Genomic DNA, 19,621 nt, shown 5'->3' with positions numbered 1-19,621 from the left:
GCTGCCGTGGCCAACCCCCTTTGGACCTGATCGTGTCGTATCCCCGCCTGCCGTACCCTCCCGAAGCCTATACCCGCGGCGGCGACTTTGCCCGCCTGCTGGGCAAGCGCATCCTGATCCTGGACGGCGCCATGGGCACCATGATCCAGCGCTACAAGCTGGGCGAAGCGGACTTCCGCGGCGAGCGCTTCGCCGACCACGGCAAGGACGTGAAGGGCAACAACGAGCTGCTGTCGCTGGTGCGCCCCGACGTCATCTCGGAAATCCACCGCCAGTACCTGGAAGCCGGCGCCGACGTCATCGAGACCAACACCTTCGGCGCCACCACCATCGCCCAGGGCGATTACGACCTGCCGGAACTGGCCTACGAACTGAACCTGGAGTCGGCCAAGCTGGCGCGCCAGGCCTGTGACGCCTACAGCACGCCCGACAAGCCGCGTTTCGTGGCCGGCGCGCTGGGCCCGCAGCCCAAGACGGCGTCCATTTCGCCGGACGTGAACGACCCGGGCGCGCGCAACGTCACCTTCGACGAGCTGCGCGTCGCTTACATCGAACAGCTCAACGGCCTGCTGGACGGCGGCATCGACATCGTCCTGATCGAAACCATCTTCGACACGCTGAACGCCAAGGCCGCCATCTTCGCCACCGAGGAAGTCTTCGAGCAGCGCGGCATCCGCCTGCCGGTGATGATCTCGGGCACCGTGACCGACGCGTCCGGCCGCATCCTGTCCGGCCAGACGGTCGAGGCCTTCTGGAACTCGGTGCGCCATGCGCGCCCGGTCACCATCGGCCTGAATTGCGCGCTGGGCGCCGCGCTGATGCGCCCCTACGTGGCCGAGCTGTCCAAGATCTGCGACACCTACGTCTGTGTGTATCCCAACGCCGGCCTGCCCAATCCCATGGCCGAGACGGGGTTTGACGAGACGCCGGCCGATACCTCGGCCCTGCTCGAGGAATTCGCGCGCGCCGGGCTGGTGAACATGTCGGGCGGCTGCTGCGGCACCACGCCGGACCACATCCGCGCGATTGCCGAGAAGGTCACGGCGCTGACGCCGCGCGTCGTGCCCGAAATTCCGGTCAAGACCCGGCTGTCGGGCCTGGAGGCCCTGAACATCGACGAGGACACGCTGTACGTCAACGTGGGTGAACGCACCAACGTGACGGGCAGCAAGATGTTCGCCCGCCTGATCCGCGAAGAGAAATACGACGAGGCGCTGGCCGTGGCCCGCCAGCAGGTCGAGAACGGCGCGCAGATCATCGACATCAACATGGACGAGGCCATGCTGGATTCGGTGGCCTGCATGCACCGGTTCCTGAACCTGATCGCCTCCGAGCCCGACATCGCGCGCGTGCCGGTCATGATCGACAGCTCCAAGTGGGAAGTCATCGAGACCGGCCTGAAGTGCGTGCAGGGCAAGGCCGTGGTGAACTCCATTTCCATGAAGGAAGGGCTGGAGCCCTTCCGCCATCATGCGCGCCTGTGCCGCCGCTACGGCGCCGCCGTGGTGGTGATGGCGTTCGACGAACTGGGCCAGGCCGACACGCTGGAGCGCCGCAAGGAAATCTGCGGCCGCGCCTACCAGATCCTGGTCGAGGAAGAGGGCTTCCCGCCCGAAGACATCATTTTCGACCCGAACGTCTTTGCGGTCGCCACCGGCATCGACGAGCACAACCACTACGCCGTGGACTTCATCGAAGGCACGCGCTGGATCCGCGAAAACCTGCCCTACGCCCGCATTTCCGGCGGCGTGTCCAACGTCAGCTTCTCGTTCCGCGGCAATGAGCCGATGCGCGAGGCCATCCACACCGTGTTCCTGTACTACGCGGTCAAGGAAGGCATGACGATGGGCATCGTCAACGCCGGCCAGCTGGGCGTGTACGCCGATCTGGATCCCAAGCTGCGCGACCTGGTGGAAGACGTGGTGCTGGACCGCGCCGAGCCGGTCGGCAAGACCGATCCCGACGACGAGCGCACGCCCACCGAACGCCTGGTGCAGTTTGCCGACACCGTGAAGGGCTCGGGCGCCAAGAAGGAAGAGGACCTGGCGTGGCGCAATGCCGACGTCGAGCAGCGCCTGTCGCACGCGCTGGTGCACGGCATCACCGCCTTCATCGTGGAAGACACGGAAGAGGTGCGCCAGAAGATCGCGGCGCGCGGCGGACGGCCCATCGAGGTGATCGAAGGCCCGTTGATGGACGGCATGAACGTCGTGGGCGACCTCTTCGGCGAAGGCAAGATGTTCCTGCCGCAGGTGGTGAAATCCGCGCGCGTCATGAAGCAGGCGGTGGCGCACCTGATTCCCTTCATCGAAGAAGAAAAGCGCCAGATCGCGGCGGCCGGCGGCGACGTGCGCGCCAAGGGCAAGATCGTCATCGCCACCGTCAAGGGCGACGTGCACGACATCGGCAAGAACATCGTGTCGGTGGTCCTGCAGTGCAACAACTTTGAAGTCGTGAACATGGGCGTGATGGTGCCCTGCGCGCAGATCCTGGAAAAGGCCAAGGAAGAGAACGCCGACATCGTCGGCCTGTCCGGCCTGATCACGCCCAGCCTGGAAGAGATGGCGTACGTGGCATCCGAGATGCAGCGCGACGAGTATTTCCGCAGCCGCAAGGTCCCCCTGATGATCGGCGGCGCGACCACCAGCCGCGTGCACACCGCCGTGAAGATCGCGCCCAACTATGAAGGCCCGGTCATCTACGTGCCGGACGCCAGCCGTTCGGTGGGCGTGGCCACCAACCTGATGTCGGACCAGTCGGAAGCGTACCTGGCCGAACTGGCCACGGAATACGAAGACGTGCGCCGTCGCCACGCCAACCGCAAGGCCACGCCCATCCTGCCGCTGGCCGAGGCGCGCGCCTCGCGTCCGGCGATCGACTGGGACAACTACACGCCGCCGCGCCCCAAGTTCATCGGCCGCCGCACCTTCAAGAGCTACGACCTGGCCGAGATCGCGAAGTACGTGGACTGGGGCCCGTTCTTCCAGACCTGGAGCCTGTTCGGCCCGTTCCCCGCCATCCTGGACGACAAGGTGGTGGGCGAGCAGGCGCGCAAGGTCTTTGCCGACGGCCAGGCCATGATGAAACGCATCGTCGAAGGCCGCTGGCTCACCGCCAACGGCGTCGTCGGCTTCTATCCGGCCAACAGCGTCAACGACGAAGACATCGAGGTCTACAAGGACGAGACCCGCAGCGAAGTGCTGTTCACGTACCGCAACCTGCGCCAGCAGGGCGCCAAGCGCGAAGGCGTCAGCAACAAGTCGCTGTCGGACTTCATCGCGCCCAAGTCCAGCGGCAAGCTCGATTACATCGGCATGTTCGCGGTCACGGCCGGCCTGGGCATCGAGAAGAAGGAAGCGGAATTCGAGAAGGCGCTGGACGACTATTCCAGCATCATGCTCAAGTCGCTGGCCGACCGGCTGGCCGAAGCCTTCGCGGAATGCCTGCACGCGCGCGTGCGCCAGGACCTGTGGGGCTACGCGCCCGACGAGGCCCTGTCCAACGAGGACATGATCGCCGAGAAGTACGTGGGCATCCGTCCGGCGCCCGGCTATCCGGCCTGCCCGGAACACGTGGTCAAGACCGACATGTTCCGCGTGCTGGACGGCGAGGACATCGGCATGATGCTGACCGACAGCTACGCCATGTACCCGGCGTCCAGCGTGTCGGGCTTTTACTTCAGCCACCCGCAGTCGCAGTACTTCAACGTCGGCATCATCGGCGAAGACCAGCTCGAAGACTACGCCCGCCGCAGCGGACGCAGCATCGAGGACCTGAAGCGCACGCTGGCGCCGAATCTGGGCTAGTCAGCGATCCGGCGCGGGGGGCGCGGCGATGCGCCCCAGTATCGATTCGATGGCCACGCCGATGGCGAGCACCTTGCGGTCCTCGCCCGGCAGGCCGTCGACCTCCAGCCCCACGGGCAGGCCCTGCGCGGACAGCCCGGCGGGCACGCTCAGGCCGGGCAGGCCCGCGTTGCTGCCGGGGTCCACGTTGCGCGCCAGTCGGGCAAAGGTCTCGAAACTGCTGGCCTCGGGCGCCGCGGCGGGCGGCGGGACCGGCACGGTCGGAAACAGCAGGCCGTCCAGCGCATGTTCCTTGAAGGCGCGGCGGTAGACGTCGATCAGTTCGCGGCGGCCGGTCGCGATGGCGCTTTGGTACAGCGGTTGCAGCGCCAGGATCTGCCCGTCGGGCGTGGGCAGCACGCCCGGCACGATCAGGTTGTCGAAGATGCCCTTCACGTCGGGGCTGGAAATCTGCGCCACCAACGCTTCGAAGCTCACCCCCACGTGGTAGCGCGCCAGATAGGCCGTCAGGTCGGGCTTCTGCTCGTACAGGCACAGCGGCATGCCCACGGCCGCGTTGGCGGCGGGCAGGTCGGGCATGTCCAGCTCCACCAGCGTCACGCCCGCCGCGCGCAGCCGATGCAACGCGTCCTGCGCGATCGCTTGCACCGCCGGGTCCAGATCGGCCCAGAAATAGCGGGCCAGGCCCAGCCGGATGTTCGCGGGCGGCAGGGGCGCCAGCGGCTGCGTCTGGCCGGTGAGCACCGCGTCCAGCAGCACGATGTCCGCCATGCCGTTGGCGATGGGGCCCGGCGTGTCGCGGGTATGCGAGATCGGGGTGATGCCTGCGCCGTCGTAGCGGCCCACGGTCGGGCGAAAACCGGCCGCGCCGTTCACCGAGGCCGGCAGGCGGACCGAGGCGCCGGTGTCCGTGCCCAGCGCGGCGGGCGCCAGTCGCGCGCCTACCGCCGCGCCGCTGCCGGATGACGACCCCCCGGCGATCAGGCGGGCATCGTAGGCGTTGCGCGTGCCGTCGCCGTGCGGGCCGGGGAAGGCCGTGTTGTAGCCGGACACGCCGAACGCCAGTTCATGCATGTTGGTCTTGCCCAGGATGACGGCGCCGGCTTCGCGCAGGCGCTGCACGACGGGCGCGTCCTGGGCCGGCCGGAAATCTTTGAGGGCCGGGGTTCCCGCCGTGTTCGGCAGGCCCGCGACGTGGATGTTGTCCTTGATCGCGATGGGCACGCCGCCCAGCGGACCCTTGCCGGGCGCCGCGTCGTAGGCGCGCGCCTGCGCCAGCGCGCCCTCGCGGTCGACGGTGATGAAGGCGTTCAGATCCTGGCGGGCGTCGATGCGGTCCAGGCACCCCTGCGTCACCGCAAGGCTGGTGAGGCGGCCCTCGCGGATCAGCGCCGCCGCTTCGGCGACGGTCAGGTCCGCCAGGGCGGACGGCAAGGGCAGGTCGGTCGTGCTGGGCATGGGATTTCCTGGGGCTGTCGGTCGACCCGTATCTATACAAGGTCGATGCCGTCGCTGTCGAGGGCGCACGCCGGGCCCATAGTGGTAAACCATGATGGTGGAAATTGGTGGACCAAATACGATTTGGTCTAACCAATTTGAGGCACCATGACGCTGCAACCGCTCACCAAGCCCGACGTCCCGGCCGCCCGGTCCGCGCCAGATCGCGGGTACGTCCGGCTGGCCGCCCAGATCCATGCGCTCGTGGCCCAGGGCGAATTCGCGGCGGGCCAGCGCCTGCCGGCCGAGCGCGCGCTGGCCGAACGCTTCGACGTCAGCCGCACGTCCGTGCGCGAGGCCATCATCGCGCTGGAGCTGCAGGGCGTGGTGGAAGTGCGCGGGGGCTCGGGCATCTATGTCTGCGAGCCCGGCGCCAACCGCCCGCCCGCCTTGCAGGAGCCGGGCGCCGGCCCCTTCGAACTGCTCCGCGCCCGCTGCCTGATCGAATCTGAGATCGCCGGGCTGGCGGCGTCCACGCGCAGCGACGCGGACCTGGACCGCATCTTCGAGGCGCTGACTGCCATGCGCGACCGCATGACGGACAAGGCCGCCAACGCCGAGGCCGACCGCCGGTTCCACCTGGGCATTGCGCAATCCACCGGCAACAGCGTGCTGCTGGCGACGGTGACGTCGATGTGGGACCAGGCTCAGGGACCGGTCTGGGAAAAGATCGAACAGCATTTCCATACACAGGCCTTGCGCCAGGCATCGCAGGCGGATCACCAGCGCATCTTCGGCGCGCTGGTGGCCCGCGACGCGCCCGGCGCCCGGCAGGCCATGCGCGATCACCTGGAACGGGTGATCGGCGAATTCGCGCAGGGGTGGCGCTGATGCTCAATTGCATGATCCACGGGGCGCAGGACCTGCGCCTGGACGAACAGGACCCGCAGCCGCTGGAGCCGTCGCAGGTGCGCGTCGGCATCAAGGCGGTCGGCATCTGCGGGTCGGACCTGCATTATTTCCGGCACGGCAGGGTGGGGGATTTCGTCATCCGCGAGCCGCTCACGCCGGGCCACGAAGCGTCCGGCCAGGTGCTGGAGGTGGGCGCGGCGGTCACGGCGGTCAAGCCGGGGGACCGCGTGGCGCTGGATCCGGCGCGCACCTGCGGCGTGTGCCGCTACTGCCGCCAGGGCGACGCCAATCACTGCGAATCCGTGCATTTCTTCGGCAGCGCCAGCCGCTATCCGCACATGCAGGGCGCGATGCGCGAAGAGGTCATCGTGCAGGAACGGCAGTGCGTGCCGGTGCCGGATTCCCTGTCTTTCGAGCTGGCCGCCTTTGCCGAGCCGCTGGCGGTCGCCCTGCACGCGGTGCGCAGCGCCGGGTCGCTGCTGGGCAGGACGGCCATGGTGGTCGGCGCCGGCCCCATCGGCGCGCTGATCGTGATGGCCGCGCGCCTGGCGGGCGCCAGCCACGTCATCGCCGTGGACATCGTGGACCAGACGCTCGCGGCGTGCGCCCGTGTGGGCGCGACGCGCACCATCAATGCGGCCGCGGACCCGGGTGCGCTGGATGAACTGGCCGCGGGCAAGGGCTCGGTGGACGCGTGCTTCGAGGCTTCCGGCAGCTACGCGGGCCTGGCGAGCTGCGTGCGCGCGGCGCGCCCGCGCGGCGTGGTCGTCACCGTCGGTACGCTGAGCGGCAGCAGCGAGGGCTGCCCGTTCAACCAGATCATGGTCAAGAGCCTGTCCTGCATCGGCAGCTTCCGCTTCGTGGACGAATACGCGATGGGCGTGGATTGCCTGGGCCGCGGCCTGCTCGACGTGTCGCCGCTGCTCACGGCGGCGATGCCGGTGGCGCGCGTGCATGACGCCTTTGCGCTGGCGGGCGACCGCCAGCAGGCGATGAAAGTGATGGTGACGTTCTGACCCGTCGGCCGCCGCGCGCGGCCATTCCCTCCATGTAGCCGGAAGTCCACGATGAAGATTACGAATGCACGCGTGATTGTCTGTTCTCCGGGCCGCAACTTCGTGACCCTGAAGATCGAAACCGACCAGGGCCTGACCGGCATCGGCGATGCGACGCTGAACGGACGCGAACTGGCGGTGGCCGCCTACCTGACCGAACATGTGATTCCCTGCCTGATCGGGCGCGATGCGCATCAGATCGAGGACATCTGGCAGTACCTGTACAAGGGCGCCTACTGGCGGCGCGGGCCGGTCACCATGACCGCCATCGGGGGCGTGGACACGGCGCTGTGGGACCTGAAGGCCAAGGCCGCCGGCCTGCCGCTGTACCAGTTGCTGGGCGGCAAGAGCCGCAGCGGCGTGATGGTCTATGGCCATGCCAACGGCTCGGACATCGAGCACACCGTCGACGAGGTGCTGCGCTACGCCGACATGGGCTACCGCGCCATTCGCGCGCAAAGCGGCGTGCCCGGGCTGGAAAAGGTGTATGGGGTGGGCCGCGGCGCCCTGTTCTACGAGCCCGCCGACGCCGACCTGCCCAGCGAGCACGACTGGTCCACCGAAAAATACCTGCGCCATGCGCCCCAGCTGTTCGAGCGCATCCGCGAGAAACTGGGCTTTGAACACCATCTGCTGCACGACGTGCACCACCGCCTGACGCCGATCGAGGCGGGCAGGCTGGGCAAATCGCTCGAGCCCTACAGCCTCTTCTGGATGGAAGACGCGACGCCTGCCGAGAACCAGGAAGCGTTCCGGCTGATCCGCCAGCACACCACCACGCCGCTGGCCGTGGGCGAGATCTTCAACACGATCTGGGACTGCAAGGACCTGGTGCAGAACCAGCTCATCGACTACATCCGCACCACCGTGGTCCACGCCGGCGGCATCACGCACCTGCGGCGCATCGCCGACCTGGCTTCGCTCTACCAGGTGCGCACCGGCTGCCATGGCGCCACCGACCTGTCGCCCGTCTGCATGGGCGCGGCGCTGCATTTCGACCTGTGGGTGCCGAACTTCGGCATCCAGGAATACATGCGCCATACCGAGGAGACGGACGCGGTGTTCCCGCACGCGTACACGTTCGACCAGGGAATGCTGTATCCAGGCGACGTGCCGGGGCATGGAGTGGAGATCGACGAGGCGCTGGCCGCCAAATATCCCTACCGGCGCGCCTATCTGCCGGTGAACCGGCTGCAGCACGACGGGACGCTATGGAACTGGTAGGCCAAGGCAGCCGCCTGGGCGCCGCCGCGCTGCCCGGCCTGCCCGCGCAGGTGGCGCATCCGGGCTATGACCGGTCGGCGCTCCGTACCGGCATCGTGCATCTGGGCCTGGGCGCGTTCGCGCGCGCGCATCTGGCGGCGGTGAACGACGCCGCCTTGCGCGCCGGGGCCGGTCCGGACTGGGGCGTCTGCGGCGTGTCCCTGCGCCACGCCGACACGCGCGACGCGCTGGCGCCGCAGGACGGCCTGTACACGCTGGCCTTGCGCGACGCGGATGGCGGCGGCGCGCCCCGGCAGCGCCTTGCCGTGATCGGCTGCCTGCGGGAGATGCTGGTGGCGCCCGAGCAACCCGGCGCCGTGCTGGAACGGATTGCCGCGCCGGACACGCGCATCGTCAGCCTGACGGTCACCGAGAAAGGCTATTGCCACGATCCGGCCAGCGGTCGGCTGGACCTGGCCCATCCCGACATTGCGCACGACCTTGCGCATCCGGCGTCGCCCCGCAGCGTGATCGGCTTCCTGGCATACGGCCTGCAGCGCCGCCGCGCGGCGGGCCGCGCGCCGCTGACGGTGATGTCGCTGGACAACCTGCCGGCCAACGGCCGCCTGCTGCGCGCGCTGGTGCTCGCGTTCGCGGCGCGGGTCGACGCGGCGCTGGCCGACTGGATCGCGTCGGCGTGCGCGTTTCCGTGCTCGATGGTCGACCGCATCGTGCCCCGCACGACCGACGCGGACCGGCACGACGTGGCGGCAACGCTGGGCGTGCGCGACGCCTGGCCGGTGATGGCGGAGCCCTATCTGGAATGGGTGGTCGAAGACGACTTCGTGGCGGGCCGGCCGGACTGGGCCGCGGGCGGGGCGCGCTTCGTGGCCGACGCCGCGCCCTTCGAAACGCTGAAGCTGCGCATGGTCAATGGCGCGCACTCCGCGCTGGCCTACCTGTCGGTGATGGCGGGCTGGGCCACCGTCGATGAGGCGATGGCCCAGCCCGCCATGCGGCGTTTCCTGAGCGAATTGATGCGGCAGGAGATCGAGCCGACGCTGCCGCCGCTGCCCGGGCTGGATCTGGCGCAGTATCGCCACGGGCTGTTGCAGCGGTTCGCCAACCCCGCGCTTCGCCACCAGACGCGGCAGATCGCTATGGACGGCTCGCAGAAGCTGCCGCAGCGCCTGCTGGGCACCGTGCGGGACCGGCTGGCGGCGCAGGCGCCGATCCCGGGGCTGGCGCTGGCGGTGGCGGGGTGGCTGCATTTCCTGCGCGGATCGGACCAGGCCGGACGGGCTTACGAGATCCAGGATCCGATGGCCGAGGCGCTGGCGGATCGGCGCGCGCGGGCGGACGAGGCGGCGCGTCAGGCGGGCGAGGGGCCGGCGGCGATGCTGGCGTGGGCGGGCGCGATGACGGGCCTGGAACCGGTGTTCGGCGACCTCGGCCAGGCGCCGCGCTTTGTGCAGGCGCTGGCGCAGGCCGCGCAGTCCCTGCGCAGCCTGGGCGTGGCGGGGACCCTGTCCGCCGGGTATCCGCCGCCGCCGGGTTGAATCAGGCCGGTTTTTTCACCACGATCGTCGCCGTGTCGCTGGTGAAGGAAGCGTCGTCGCGCACCTCGAAATGCGCGCGCACCACGTCCGGCGCAATCTCGAACATGTGGCGCAGGGCGGCTACCAGCGTGTCGGGCGTGCGCATGCGCGTGACCCAGGACTGGAATTCCAGCGGCAGGCGGCGCGGCGCCAGTTCCTGCAGCGTGAAGCCCGCCTCGGTCAGCATGCGGGTCCACTCGGCCACCGAGTAGTCGCGCACGTGCGAGGTATCGCGCAGCACTTCGATGGTCTGCAGCCAGGTGTCCAGCAGCGGCTCGCCCGGCGACACCACGTCGGCAAACACCGCGGTACCGCCCGGCTTGAGCACGCGGAAGGCTTCGCGCAGGCCGCGCCCGGCGTCCTGCCAGTGATGCGTGGAATAGCGCGACATCACCAGGTCGAACTCGCCGTCGCCGAACGGCAGGTACTCGGCCTTGCCCTGACAGGTGACCAGATTGCCGAACCCGCGCTTGGCGGCTTCGGCCGCGACCACGTCCAGCATCTGTTGCGACAGGTCGTAGGCGGTCACGTGCGGGACCTGCGGCGCGACGTGAAAGCTCACGTGGCCGCCGCCACAGCCCAGGTCCAGCACGCGCGCGCCGGGGTGCCGGCCGGCGATGGCGGCCATCTGCAGCAGGTCCTCGCCCTGCGCGTGGACGGCGCTGGTCAGGTAGGCGGCGGCGCGGGGGCTGAATTGGCGATCGACGGCGGCGTCGTGGGAACTGGCGGTCATGGGAAATCCTTGTTTCTGGCGTGCGGAAGGGGTGCAGGCGCTAAGATAGGCGGGCCCGTATACACGTACAAGCCCATTGCTTATCCTGGTATGACTACTTCCCCCCAGCCCGCCATTCCCGGCCAAGATGGCGCTCACCTGCGCCGGCACGCGCTGGGCGAGTTCGTGCGCAGCGCGCGCTCGCGCATCACGCCGCAGATGGCCGGCCTGCCCGAAGGCTCGCGCCGCCGCACGCCGGGGCTGCGGCGCGAAGAGGTGGCGCAGCTCTGCGGCATCAGCGTCACCTGGTACACCTGGATCGAGCAGGGCCGCGAGGTATCCGTGTCGCCGTCGGTGTGGTCGCGCATCGCGGGCGTGCTGCAACTGGCGCGCGCGGAGCGCGCCTACCTCTTCGACCTGGCCGACTGCGCCGATCCCCAGCATGCCCGCGACGACGCGGGCGGCGCGCCAGGGCCGCTGCAGGAATGCGTCAACGCGATCGACGCGCCGGCCTATGTGCTGGACCGCGCCTGGAACGTGCTGGCCTGCAACGCGCCGCTCATCGACCTGTTCGACAACTGGCCCGAGCGCGCCCCCGAGCCCAACCTGCTGCGCTACATCTTCCTGGATCCCGCCGCGCGCGAATTGGTGGTGGACTGGGACCAGCGCGCGCGCCGCGTGGTGGCGGAGTTCCGCGCCGACGCGGGCGCGCACCTGGACGAGCCGGCGGTGCTGTCGCTGCTGGACAGCCTGAGCCGCCAGAGCGTGGTGTTTTCACACTGGTGGACGCGCCATGCGGTGGTCGAGCGCGAAGGCGGCCTGCGCGAATTCCAGCATCCGCGGCGCGGCCGACTGGCGTATCAGCAGATCACGTTCCGGCTGGCGACGCATCCGGACTTGAAGCTGGTGATGCTGTTGAGCGGGGCGGGCGAGTGACCGTCGGCCGGTGTCTGACACCTAGGCCGCATCTTCCTCGCCGAACAAGCTGTCCTGCATCCCGGCGTCCACCAGCCCCTGCAACAGTTTCTTGACCGGCGCGGGCAGCGCCATGGTTCCCAGCTTGTGGGCCGGCACCCAGCGCTGCGGCAGCGCCGATTCACGCACGCCGACCGCCCGCACGGGCACGAGCCACGGGCGGATGTGCAGCCGGTAATGCGTGAACGTGTGCGCAAAGGCGGCCAGTTCGAAGCGCTGTTCGGGCTCCAGCCCCAGCGCGCGCGATGCGCTGTCGGGATCGCCCGCCACGTCGAATTCGGGCAGGCTCCACAGCCCGCCCCAGATGCCGGGCTCGGGACGCTGCTGCAGCAGGAAGGCGCCCCGGTGCCGCAGCACCAACATACAGGTCTCGCGTTCGGGAATGGCCTTGCGCGCCTTGGGCGTGGGCAGCTCGGCCTGGCGGCCCTCGCGCCGCGCGACGCAGGTGTCGGCCACCGGGCAGCGGTCGCACGCGGGCTTGCCGCGCGTGCAAAGCGTGGCGCCCAGGTCCATCAGCCCTTGCGTGTACGCCGCCATGTCGAGCCCCGGCGCGGCATCCACCTGCGCGTGCGCCAGCGCCCACAGGCGTTGCTCGACCTCGCGCTTGGCCGGATCGCCCGCGATGCCGAAGTGCCGGGTGAAGACGCGCTTGACGTTGCCGTCCAGGATGGGCGAACGCTCGCCATTCGAGAACGCCGCAATGGCCGCGGCCGTGGACCGGCCGATGCCGGGCAGGGTGGCGATGGCCTCGGCGGTAGGCGGAAAGCGTCCGTCCCAGTCGCGCACGATCTCCTGCGCGCAGCGGTGCAGGTTGCGGGCGCGCGCGTAGTAGCCCAGCCCGGCCCAGTACGGCATCACGTCTTCCTGCGAGGCGGCGGCCAGCGCCGCGACGTCCGGGAAGCGTTGCAGGAATCGTTCGTAATAGGGGATGACGGTGGCTACCTGCGTCTGCTGCAGCATGATCTCGGATAGCCAGATCCGGTAGGGATCCCGGGTGTTTTGCCAGGGGAGATCGTGGCGGCCGTGCTGGCGCTGCCAGGCGACGATGCGAAGGGCGAAGTCCATGCGGGCAATTATCGCATCGCCCTATTGCCCGGCCGGGGGCCAGCGGTTACAACCGAAAGGACCCGCGCCTGCCGGCCCCGTTTTCGGGGCGGCAGGCGCGGCCAGCGCGATTCGGCCCGAAGAAGCGCGAACGCATCAGGACTTCACTTTCACGGCCCTTGTTGGCCCGCGCGCGTTCTTTGGGGCGCCGCGAGAAGCTGGTGGGGGCATCAGAGCTTGGAGTAGACATGAATGCCCCCCTTACGCCCGCCGTCCGCGCGGCGCTCGAATCCGTCCAGCTCGACGACAAATACACCCGGGAATCCGGCCGCGCCTGGATGAGCGGCATCCATGCCCTGGTGCGCCTGCCCATGATGCAGCGGGTGCGCGACCTGCGGGCGGGCTTGAACACGGCCGGCTTCGTGTCGGGCTACCGGGGCTCGCCGCTGGGCGGCGTCGACCAGAACATGTGGAAGGCGGCCGCGCACCTGAAGGCGCACCACGTTGAGTTCCAGCCCGGCATCAACGAAGACCTGGCCGCCACCGCCGTGTGGGGCACGCAGCAGGTCAATCTGTTTCCCGGCGCGAAGTACGAAGGGGTCTACGGCATGTGGTACGGCAAGGGCCCGGGCGTGGACCGCTGCGGCGACGTCTTCAAGCACGCCAACGCGGCCGGCACCTCGCGCCACGGCGGCGTGCTGGTGGTGGCGGGCGACGATCACCCGGCCAAGTCCTCCACGCTGCCGCACCAGAGCGATCACATCCTCAAGGCCTGCATGATCCCGGTGCTGTTTCCGTCCAGCGTCCAGGAAGTGCTGGATTACGGCCTGCATGGCTGGGCGATGAGCCGCTATGCGGGCGTGTGGGTGGGCATGAAGTGCATCACCGACATCGTCGAGGTGTCGGCATCGGTCGATGTGGATCCGCATCGCGTGCGCATCGCGATGCCCGAGGATTTCCTGCTTCCGCCCGACGGCCTGAACATCCGGTTGCCCGATACGCCGCTGCAGCAGGAAGCGCGGCTGCTGGACTACAAGCTGTATGCCGCGCTGGCCTATGCCCGCGCCAACGGGCTGAACCGCGAACCCTGGCACGTGCCGCAGGCCGATGCGCGCTTCGGCATCATGACTTCGGGCAAGGCCTACCTGGATACGCGCCAGGCGCTGGCGGACCTGGGCCTGTCCGAAGACGTGTGCCGGCGCATCGGCCTGCGGCTGTTCAAGGTGGGCATGGTGTGGCCGCTGGAATCCGCGGGCACGCAGCAATTCGCCGAAGGGCTGGACGAGATCCTGGTGGTCGAGGAAAAGCGCCAGGTGCTGGAATACCAGTTGAAGGAAGAGCTGTTCAGCTGGATCGGCAGCGGCAAGAAGATTCCCCGCGTGGTGGGCAAGTTCGACGACAAGGACGGCGGCGAATGGTCGGTGCCGCAGGGCAACTGGCTGCTGCCCGCGCATTACGAGTTCTCGCCCGCCATGGTCGCCAAGGCGATCGCGGCGCGCCTGCTGCGCTTTGACCTGCCGGACGACGTGCGCGCGGGCATCGAGGCGCGGCTGGCATTCATCCGCGCGCGCGAGGAGGCTTTGGCGCGCCCGCGCGTCGTCGAAGAGCGCAAGCCCTGGTTCTGTTCGGGCTGTCCGCACAACACGTCGACGCGCCTGCCGGAGGGCTCGCGCGGCATGGCCGGCATCGGCTGCCACTACATGGTGAGGTGGATGGACCGCAGCACCGACGTCTACACGCAGATGGGCGGCGAGGGCGTGCCGTGGCTGGGCCAGGCGCCATTCACCACGGAAAAGCACGTCTTCGCAAACCTGGGCGACGGCACGTATTTCCATTCCGGACTGCTGGCGATACGCGCGGCCGTGGCGGCCAAGGCGCCCATCACCTACAAGATCCTCTTCAACGACGCGGTGGCCATGACGGGCGGGCAGCCCGTGGACGGCCCGATCAGCGTGCCGATGATCACGCGCCAGGTGGCGGCCGAGGGCATCGAGAAGATCGTGGTCGTGACCGACGATCCTGGCAAATACCTGGACGTGTCCGATCTGGCGCCGGGCGTGCCGGTGCGCCACCGCGACGAACTGGACGCGGTGATGCGCGAACTGCGCGAACATCCCGGCGTGTCGGTGCTGGTCTACGACCAGACCTGCGCGACCGAAAAACGCCGCCGCCGCAAGCGCGGCGCATATCCCGATCCGGCGCGGCGCGTGGTCATCAACGAACGGGTGTGCGAGGGCTGCGGCGACTGCTCCACGAAATCGAACTGCCTGTCCGTGGAGCCGCTGGAAACGGAGTTCGGGCGCAAGCGCAAGATCAACCAGTCCAGCTGCAACAAGGATTTCTCCTGTCTGAAGGGCTTTTGCCCGAGCCTGGTCACCGTTGAAGGCGGCAAGCTCAGAAAGCCGGCCGCGCTGGCGCAGGCGGGCGGCGCGCCCGACGAGGACGTGCCCCTGCCGCGTCTGCAGAACCTGGCGCAGCCCTATGGCGTTTTTATCGCGGGGGTGGGCGGCACGGGGGTGGTGACCATCGGCCAGCTACTGGGCATGGCCGCGCACCTGGAGGGCAAGGGCTGTTCGGTGCTGGACATGGCGGGGCTGGCGCAGAAGGGCGGCGCGGTGTTTTCGCACGTCGTGCTGGCCGGCACGCCCGATCACCTGCTGAACACGCGGGTGGCGATGGGCGAGGCCGATCTGTTGCTGGCCGGCGACCTGGTGGTGGCGACGAGTGCCGACGCGATGGCCAGGGTGAGCCCCGGCCGCACGCGCGTCCTGCTGAACAGCGAGACCGCGCCGACAGCGGCCTTCGTGTCCAACCCGTCCTGGACGCTGCCGGGGACCTCGCTGACGGCGGATCTGCGGGATGCCTGCGGCAAGGACAATCTGGACGCGGTGGATGCGGCGGCGATGGCGGTGGTGCTGCTGGGCGACGCCATCTATTCGAATCCGCTCATGATGGGCTATGCCTTCCAGAAGGGCTGGATTCCGCTGTCGCGCGAGGCGCTGTTGCGCGCGATCGAGCTGAACGGCCAGCAGGTGGCGGCCAATCTTGCCGCGTTTGCGTGGGGCCGGCGCGCGGCGTACGAGCCGGCGGCGGTGGCGCGCCTGATGGCCACGGGCGGGGTGCCGCCCGCGCCGCCGGAGGACATCATCGAGATCACGCGGCCGCGCGCGCCGGGCCCGGTGGTCGACCTGAAACAGCCCGCCGGGGAACTGGCGCAGGTGGTGGCGGTGCGTAAGGCGTTCCTGGCGCAGTATCAAAACGACGCCTACGCGAAGCAGTACACGGATCTGGTGGACAAGGTGGCGCATGCCGAGCGCGAGGCCACGGGCACCAGCCGGCTGGCGCTGGCGGTGGCGCGCTATTACTTCAAGCTGATGGCGTACAAGGACGAGTACGAGGTGGCCCGGCTGTATTCGGACGGCGAGTTCCTGAAGCGGGTGGGCGAGCAGTTCGAAGGGGACTGGAAGCTGCGCTTTCACCTGGCGCCGCCCGTGTTGGCGCGGCGCGACAAGGACGGGCATCTGGTGAAGCGGGCGTATGGGCCCGGGATGCTGAAGGTGTTCCGGGCGCTGGCCCGGATGCGGTTCCTGCGGGGGTCCCGGTTCGATCCGTTCGGCTATACGCAGGAGCGGCGGGCCGAGCGCGAACTGATCCGCGAGTACCGCGAGACGATGACGGCGATCCTGTCGAAGCTGAACCGGGGGAATCTGGATCGGGCGGTGGCGTTGGCCAGCGTGCCCGAAGAGATCCGGGGATACGGGCACGTCAAGGAGGCGTCGATGGCGCGGGCGGAGGCGATGCGGGAGGAGTTGTTGAAGGACTTCAGCGCAAGGGTGGTGGCGATCGGGGTGCGGGCGGCCTGATGGCCGCCGCCGCCCGTCTTCCCCCCGCCCCTACTTCCCCGCCCCTGCGGACCAGCCTTTCGACAGTTCCACCGCCTGGCGCCAGCGTTTCATGCGGGCGTCCCTGACGGACTGGGGCCAGGTAGGTTCGAACGTGCGTTCGGCGTGCCACTTCGAGGCGAATTCGTCCTGGCCGGACCAGAAGCCGACCGCCAGGCCCGCCAGGCCGGCCGCGCCCAGGGCGGTGGATTCGGGGACGCGGGGGCGCACGACCGGCACGCCCAGGATGTCGGCCTGCATCTGCATCAGGAGGTCGTTGCGGGCGGCGCCGCCGTCCACGCGCAGCTCGGTCAGCGCGATGCCGCTGTCGGCGTCCATGCAGGTCAGCAGTTCGGCGCTTTGCAGGGCGATGGATTCCAGCGTGGCGCGGGCGATGTGGGCGCGGGTCGTGCCGCGGGTCAGGCCCACCAGGGTGCCGCGGGCGTAGGGGTCCCAGTGCGGGGCGCCCAGGCCGGCGAAGGCGGGGACCATGAAGACGTCGTCGGTGTCCGAGACGCTGGCGGCCAGGGATTCGATGTCTTCGGACCGCTGGATGATGCCCAGGCCGTCGCGCAGCCATTGAACCGCGGCGCCGGCCACGAAGACGCCGCCTTCCAGCATGTAGGCGGGTTTCCATTTGTCCTGGCCGGGTTGGGGCAGGCCCCAGCCGACGGTGGACAGCAGGTTGTTCCTGGACTGGACGGGCTTGTCGCCGACGTTCATCAGCATGAAGCAGCCGGTGCCGTAGGTGTTCTTGGCCATGCCCGGCGTGAAGCAGGCCTGGCCGAACGTGGCGGCCTGCTGGTCGCCCGCGACGCCGGCGATGGGCACGGAGCCGCCCAGCCATTCGGGCAGGGCGTCGCCGACGATGGCGCTGCTGGGCGCGATCTGGGGCAGGACGCTGCGCGGGATGTCCAGCAGCGCCAGGATGTCGTCGTTCCAGTCCTGCGTGTGCAGGTCAAAGAGCATGGTGCGCGAGGCGTTGCTGGGGTCGGTGCTGTGGACGGCGCCGCCGGTCAGTTGCCAGATGAGCCAGGTGTCGACGGTACCGAAGGCCAGCTCGCCGCGTTCGGCCATGCGGCGCGCGCCGGGCACGTGCTCCAGCAGCCATGCCAGTTTGGTGCCCGAGAAATAGGCGTCGACGACCAGGCCGGTGCGCGCCTGCAGGAAGTCGCCGTGGCCGTCCTGGCGCAGCTTGTCGCACAGGGGCGCGGTGCGGCGGTCCTGCCAGACGATGGCGCGGGCCAGCGGGCGGCCGGTGGCGCGTTCCCAGATGAGGGTGGTTTCGCGCTGGTTGGTGATGCCGATGGCGGCGATGTCGGCCGCCGTGGCCCCGGCATTGCGCAGGGCCTCGCGGGCGACGTCGAGCTGGCTGTGCCAGATCTCGTTGGCATCGTGTTCGACCCAGCCCGGACGCGGGTAGTGCTGGCGGAATTCGCGTTGGCCGACGCCGCGGACCACGCAGTCGCGGTCGAACACGATGGCCCGGGAGCTGGTCGTGCCCTGGTCCAGGGCTAGGACAAATTCATTCGTCGTCACTGTTTTTCGCGCCGTTCAGGTGTGCCCCGGCCAGCGGGTCGAGGCGTCTAAAGGAGAAGGTCGATGCCATGCACAGCAGGCCGATGACGACAAAGCCCGCGACCACGTCGCTGACGGCCAGCGTTTCGGCGCCGCGCAATGACATGCTGATGTTCAGCGTGACCGCGGCCACCCCGACGCCCAAGGTGATGCCCAGTTGCTGCGCCATCGCCGAGAAGCTGCTGGCGCGGCTCATTTTGGAAGCGGGGATGTCGGCATAGGTTAGCGTATTTACCCCCGTGAACTGCAACGACCGGAAGAAGCCGCCCACCAGCAGGATGGCGATCATCAGCCACACCGGGGTGGCCGCATTGAAGGCGCCGCAGACGATGATGAAGGCGCCCGTCAGCAGCGCGTTCAGGGTCAGCACGCGCCGAAAGCCGAAGCGCTGCACGATGGGGGTGGCGACGAATTTCATCAGCAGCGCGCCGGCGGCGCTGGCGAAGGTGATGAGGCCGGCCGAAAACGGCGTGAGGCCGAAGCCCACCTGCAGCAGCATGGCCAGGAGGAACGGCGTGGCGCCCACGGCGAAGCGGCACAGGTTGCCGCCCAGGGTGGAGATGGCGAAAGTGGGGATCCGCATCAGGGACAGGTCGATGATGGGATGCTCGACGCGGCGGGCGTGCACGCCATAGAGCAGGCCGCAGACGATGCCCACGGCGATCAGGCCCAGCAGCAGGGGCAGCGGCATCACGTCGCGGCCGATGGCCTCGAAGCCGCTGACCAGCGTGGCCAGGCAGGTGGCGCTGAGCAGGAACCCGATCCAGTCCAGCCGGGGCGTCCCTGTTTCGCGGATCTCCGCGACAAAGCGCAGCACGAGGCAGATGCCCAGGATGCCGATCGGGATGTTGATCAGGAAAATCCAGTGCCACGACATATACGTGACCATGAAACCGCCCAGCGGCGGGCCGATCACGGGCCCCAGCAGCGCCGGAATCGACAGGAAGGACATGGCCTTGAGCAGGTCGTGCTTGGGAACGGTGCGCAGCAGGATGATCCGTCCGACCGGCACCATCATGGCGCCCGCCATGCCCTGGACGATGCGCGCCAGCACGAGCTGCGGCAGGTCCTGCGACAGGGCGCAGGCGACGGAACTGAGGGTGAACAGGCCGATCGCGGCGATGAACACCCGCCGGGCGCCGTAGCGGTCGGCCGCCCAGCCGCTGATGGGCACGAAGACGGCGACGGCCAGCAGGTACGAGGTGATGGCCACGTTGAGCCGCACCGGGGTGGATCCCAGCGCCCGGGCCATGGCGGGCAGGGCGGTCGCCACCACCGTGGCGTCCAGCATCTGCATGAAGAGGGCGCACCCGACAATGAAGGGGATCATGCGCGCCGCGCGTACCGCGTCCGGGGATGAAGGCGGGACGGGGCGGGCTGCGGCGGCGGATTCTGCGGGCATGTCGGAAGGCGGCGATGG

At 69.1% G+C, this 19,621-nt stretch carries 12 protein-coding genes; 7 read left to right on the top strand and 5 right to left on the bottom strand.

Features of this window, described 5'->3' with window-relative positions:
• Window positions 1–32 precede the first annotated feature (32 nt).
• The gene (gene metH, locus ACZ50Q_RS25945) at window positions 33–3,806 is read left to right on the top strand and encodes a methionine synthase (protein WP_464079951.1); all 3,774 of its coding nucleotides are present in this window, start codon (window positions 33–35) and stop codon (window positions 3,804–3,806) included.
• On the opposite strand, the gene iaaH is transcribed toward metH, so the two are convergent.
• Window positions 3,807–5,264 (bottom strand): indoleacetamide hydrolase, encoded by a 1,458-nt coding sequence (gene iaaH, locus ACZ50Q_RS25940; protein WP_464079950.1) that lies wholly within the window; start codon window positions 5,262–5,264, stop codon window positions 3,807–3,809.
• Between the two features lie 147 nt (window positions 5,265–5,411).
• Between iaaH and ACZ50Q_RS25935 the strand changes: the two genes are divergently transcribed.
• The 4 genes from ACZ50Q_RS25935 to ACZ50Q_RS25920 are packed head-to-tail and all read left to right on the top strand — an operon-like array spanning window position 5,412 to window position 9,972.
• Window positions 5,412–6,134: a FadR/GntR family transcriptional regulator gene (locus ACZ50Q_RS25935; RefSeq protein ID WP_464079949.1), complete on the top strand. Its 723-nt coding sequence runs from the start codon at window positions 5,412–5,414 to the stop codon at window positions 6,132–6,134.
• On the top strand, window positions 6,134–7,171 hold the full coding sequence (locus ACZ50Q_RS25930; protein WP_464079948.1) for an L-idonate 5-dehydrogenase: 1,038 nt from the start codon (window positions 6,134–6,136) through the stop codon (window positions 7,169–7,171). The genes ACZ50Q_RS25935 and ACZ50Q_RS25930 overlap by 1 nt, the downstream gene beginning before the upstream one ends.
• A gap of 51 nt (window positions 7,172–7,222) precedes the next feature.
• Window positions 7,223–8,434 carry a D-mannonate dehydratase ManD gene (gene manD, locus ACZ50Q_RS25925; protein ID WP_092579931.1) on the top strand — a complete coding sequence of 404 codons (1,212 nt, stop codon included), beginning with the start codon at window positions 7,223–7,225 and terminating at the stop codon, window positions 8,432–8,434.
• Window positions 8,422–9,972 (top strand): mannitol dehydrogenase family protein, encoded by a 1,551-nt coding sequence (locus ACZ50Q_RS25920; protein WP_464079947.1) that lies wholly within the window; start codon window positions 8,422–8,424, stop codon window positions 9,970–9,972. The genes manD and ACZ50Q_RS25920 overlap by 13 nt, the downstream gene beginning before the upstream one ends.
• Before the next feature lies 1 nt (window position 9,973).
• On the opposite strand, the gene ACZ50Q_RS25915 is transcribed toward ACZ50Q_RS25920, so the two are convergent.
• Complete coding sequence (locus ACZ50Q_RS25915; protein WP_464079946.1) at window positions 9,974–10,744, bottom strand: class I SAM-dependent methyltransferase; 771 nt, start codon at window positions 10,742–10,744, stop codon at window positions 9,974–9,976.
• Window positions 10,745–10,834: 90 nt separating this feature from the next.
• Here ACZ50Q_RS25915 and ACZ50Q_RS25910 point away from each other — a divergent pair, with 90 nt between their 5' ends.
• The gene (locus ACZ50Q_RS25910) at window positions 10,835–11,659 is read left to right on the top strand and encodes a helix-turn-helix transcriptional regulator (protein ID WP_464079945.1); all 825 of its coding nucleotides are present in this window, start codon (window positions 10,835–10,837) and stop codon (window positions 11,657–11,659) included.
• 21 nt (window positions 11,660–11,680) lie between these two features.
• Here ACZ50Q_RS25910 and mutY read toward each other — a convergent pair whose 3' ends face one another.
• Window positions 11,681–12,763, bottom strand: coding sequence for an A/G-specific adenine glycosylase (gene mutY, locus ACZ50Q_RS25905; RefSeq protein ID WP_464079944.1), 1,083 nt, complete (start codon window positions 12,761–12,763; stop codon window positions 11,681–11,683).
• A 227-nt stretch (window positions 12,764–12,990) separates the two neighbouring features.
• Between mutY and ACZ50Q_RS25900 the strand changes: the two genes are divergently transcribed.
• Entirely contained in the window at window positions 12,991–16,605 is a 3,615-nt protein-coding gene (locus tag ACZ50Q_RS25900; RefSeq protein WP_464079943.1) for an indolepyruvate ferredoxin oxidoreductase family protein, read from the top strand.
• A gap of 30 nt (window positions 16,606–16,635) precedes the next feature.
• On the opposite strand, the gene glpK is transcribed toward ACZ50Q_RS25900, so the two are convergent.
• A complete protein-coding gene (glpK, locus tag ACZ50Q_RS25895; protein WP_464079942.1) occupies window positions 16,636–18,162 on the bottom strand; it encodes a glycerol kinase GlpK in 1,527 nt (508 codons plus the stop codon).
• Window positions 18,149–19,603, bottom strand: coding sequence for a DHA2 family efflux MFS transporter permease subunit (locus ACZ50Q_RS25890; protein WP_464079941.1), 1,455 nt, complete (start codon window positions 19,601–19,603; stop codon window positions 18,149–18,151). Before ACZ50Q_RS25890 ends, glpK begins: the two co-directional genes overlap by 14 nt.
• Between the last annotated feature and the right edge of the window lie 18 nt (window positions 19,604–19,621).

This window comes from Achromobacter sp. T5-5 (assembly GCF_055397965.1).
The sequence above is the reverse complement of the archived record's forward strand: the minus strand, read 5'-3'. Positions and strand labels throughout refer to the sequence as shown.

Coding starts and splice junctions, on each gene's coding strand:
- iaaH (WP_464079950.1), bottom strand. CDS start 5,264: ATGCCCAGCACGACCGACCTGCCCTTGCCGTCCGCCCTGGCGGACCTG.
- ACZ50Q_RS25915 (WP_464079946.1), bottom strand. CDS start 10,744: ATGACCGCCAGTTCCCACGACGCCGCCGTCGATCGCCAATTCAGCCCC.
- ACZ50Q_RS25910 (WP_464079945.1), top strand. CDS start 10,835: ATGACTACTTCCCCCCAGCCCGCCATTCCCGGCCAAGATGGCGCTCAC.
- ACZ50Q_RS25900 (WP_464079943.1), top strand. CDS start 12,991: ATGAATGCCCCCCTTACGCCCGCCGTCCGCGCGGCGCTCGAATCCGTC.
- ACZ50Q_RS25920 (WP_464079947.1), top strand. CDS start 8,422: ATGGAACTGGTAGGCCAAGGCAGCCGCCTGGGCGCCGCCGCGCTGCCC.
- ACZ50Q_RS25935 (WP_464079949.1), top strand. CDS start 5,412: ATGACGCTGCAACCGCTCACCAAGCCCGACGTCCCGGCCGCCCGGTCC.
- manD (WP_092579931.1), top strand. CDS start 7,223: ATGAAGATTACGAATGCACGCGTGATTGTCTGTTCTCCGGGCCGCAAC.
- ACZ50Q_RS25890 (WP_464079941.1), bottom strand. CDS start 19,603: ATGCCCGCAGAATCCGCCGCCGCAGCCCGCCCCGTCCCGCCTTCATCC.
- ACZ50Q_RS25930 (WP_464079948.1), top strand. CDS start 6,134: ATGCTCAATTGCATGATCCACGGGGCGCAGGACCTGCGCCTGGACGAA.
- mutY (WP_464079944.1), bottom strand. CDS start 12,763: ATGGACTTCGCCCTTCGCATCGTCGCCTGGCAGCGCCAGCACGGCCGC.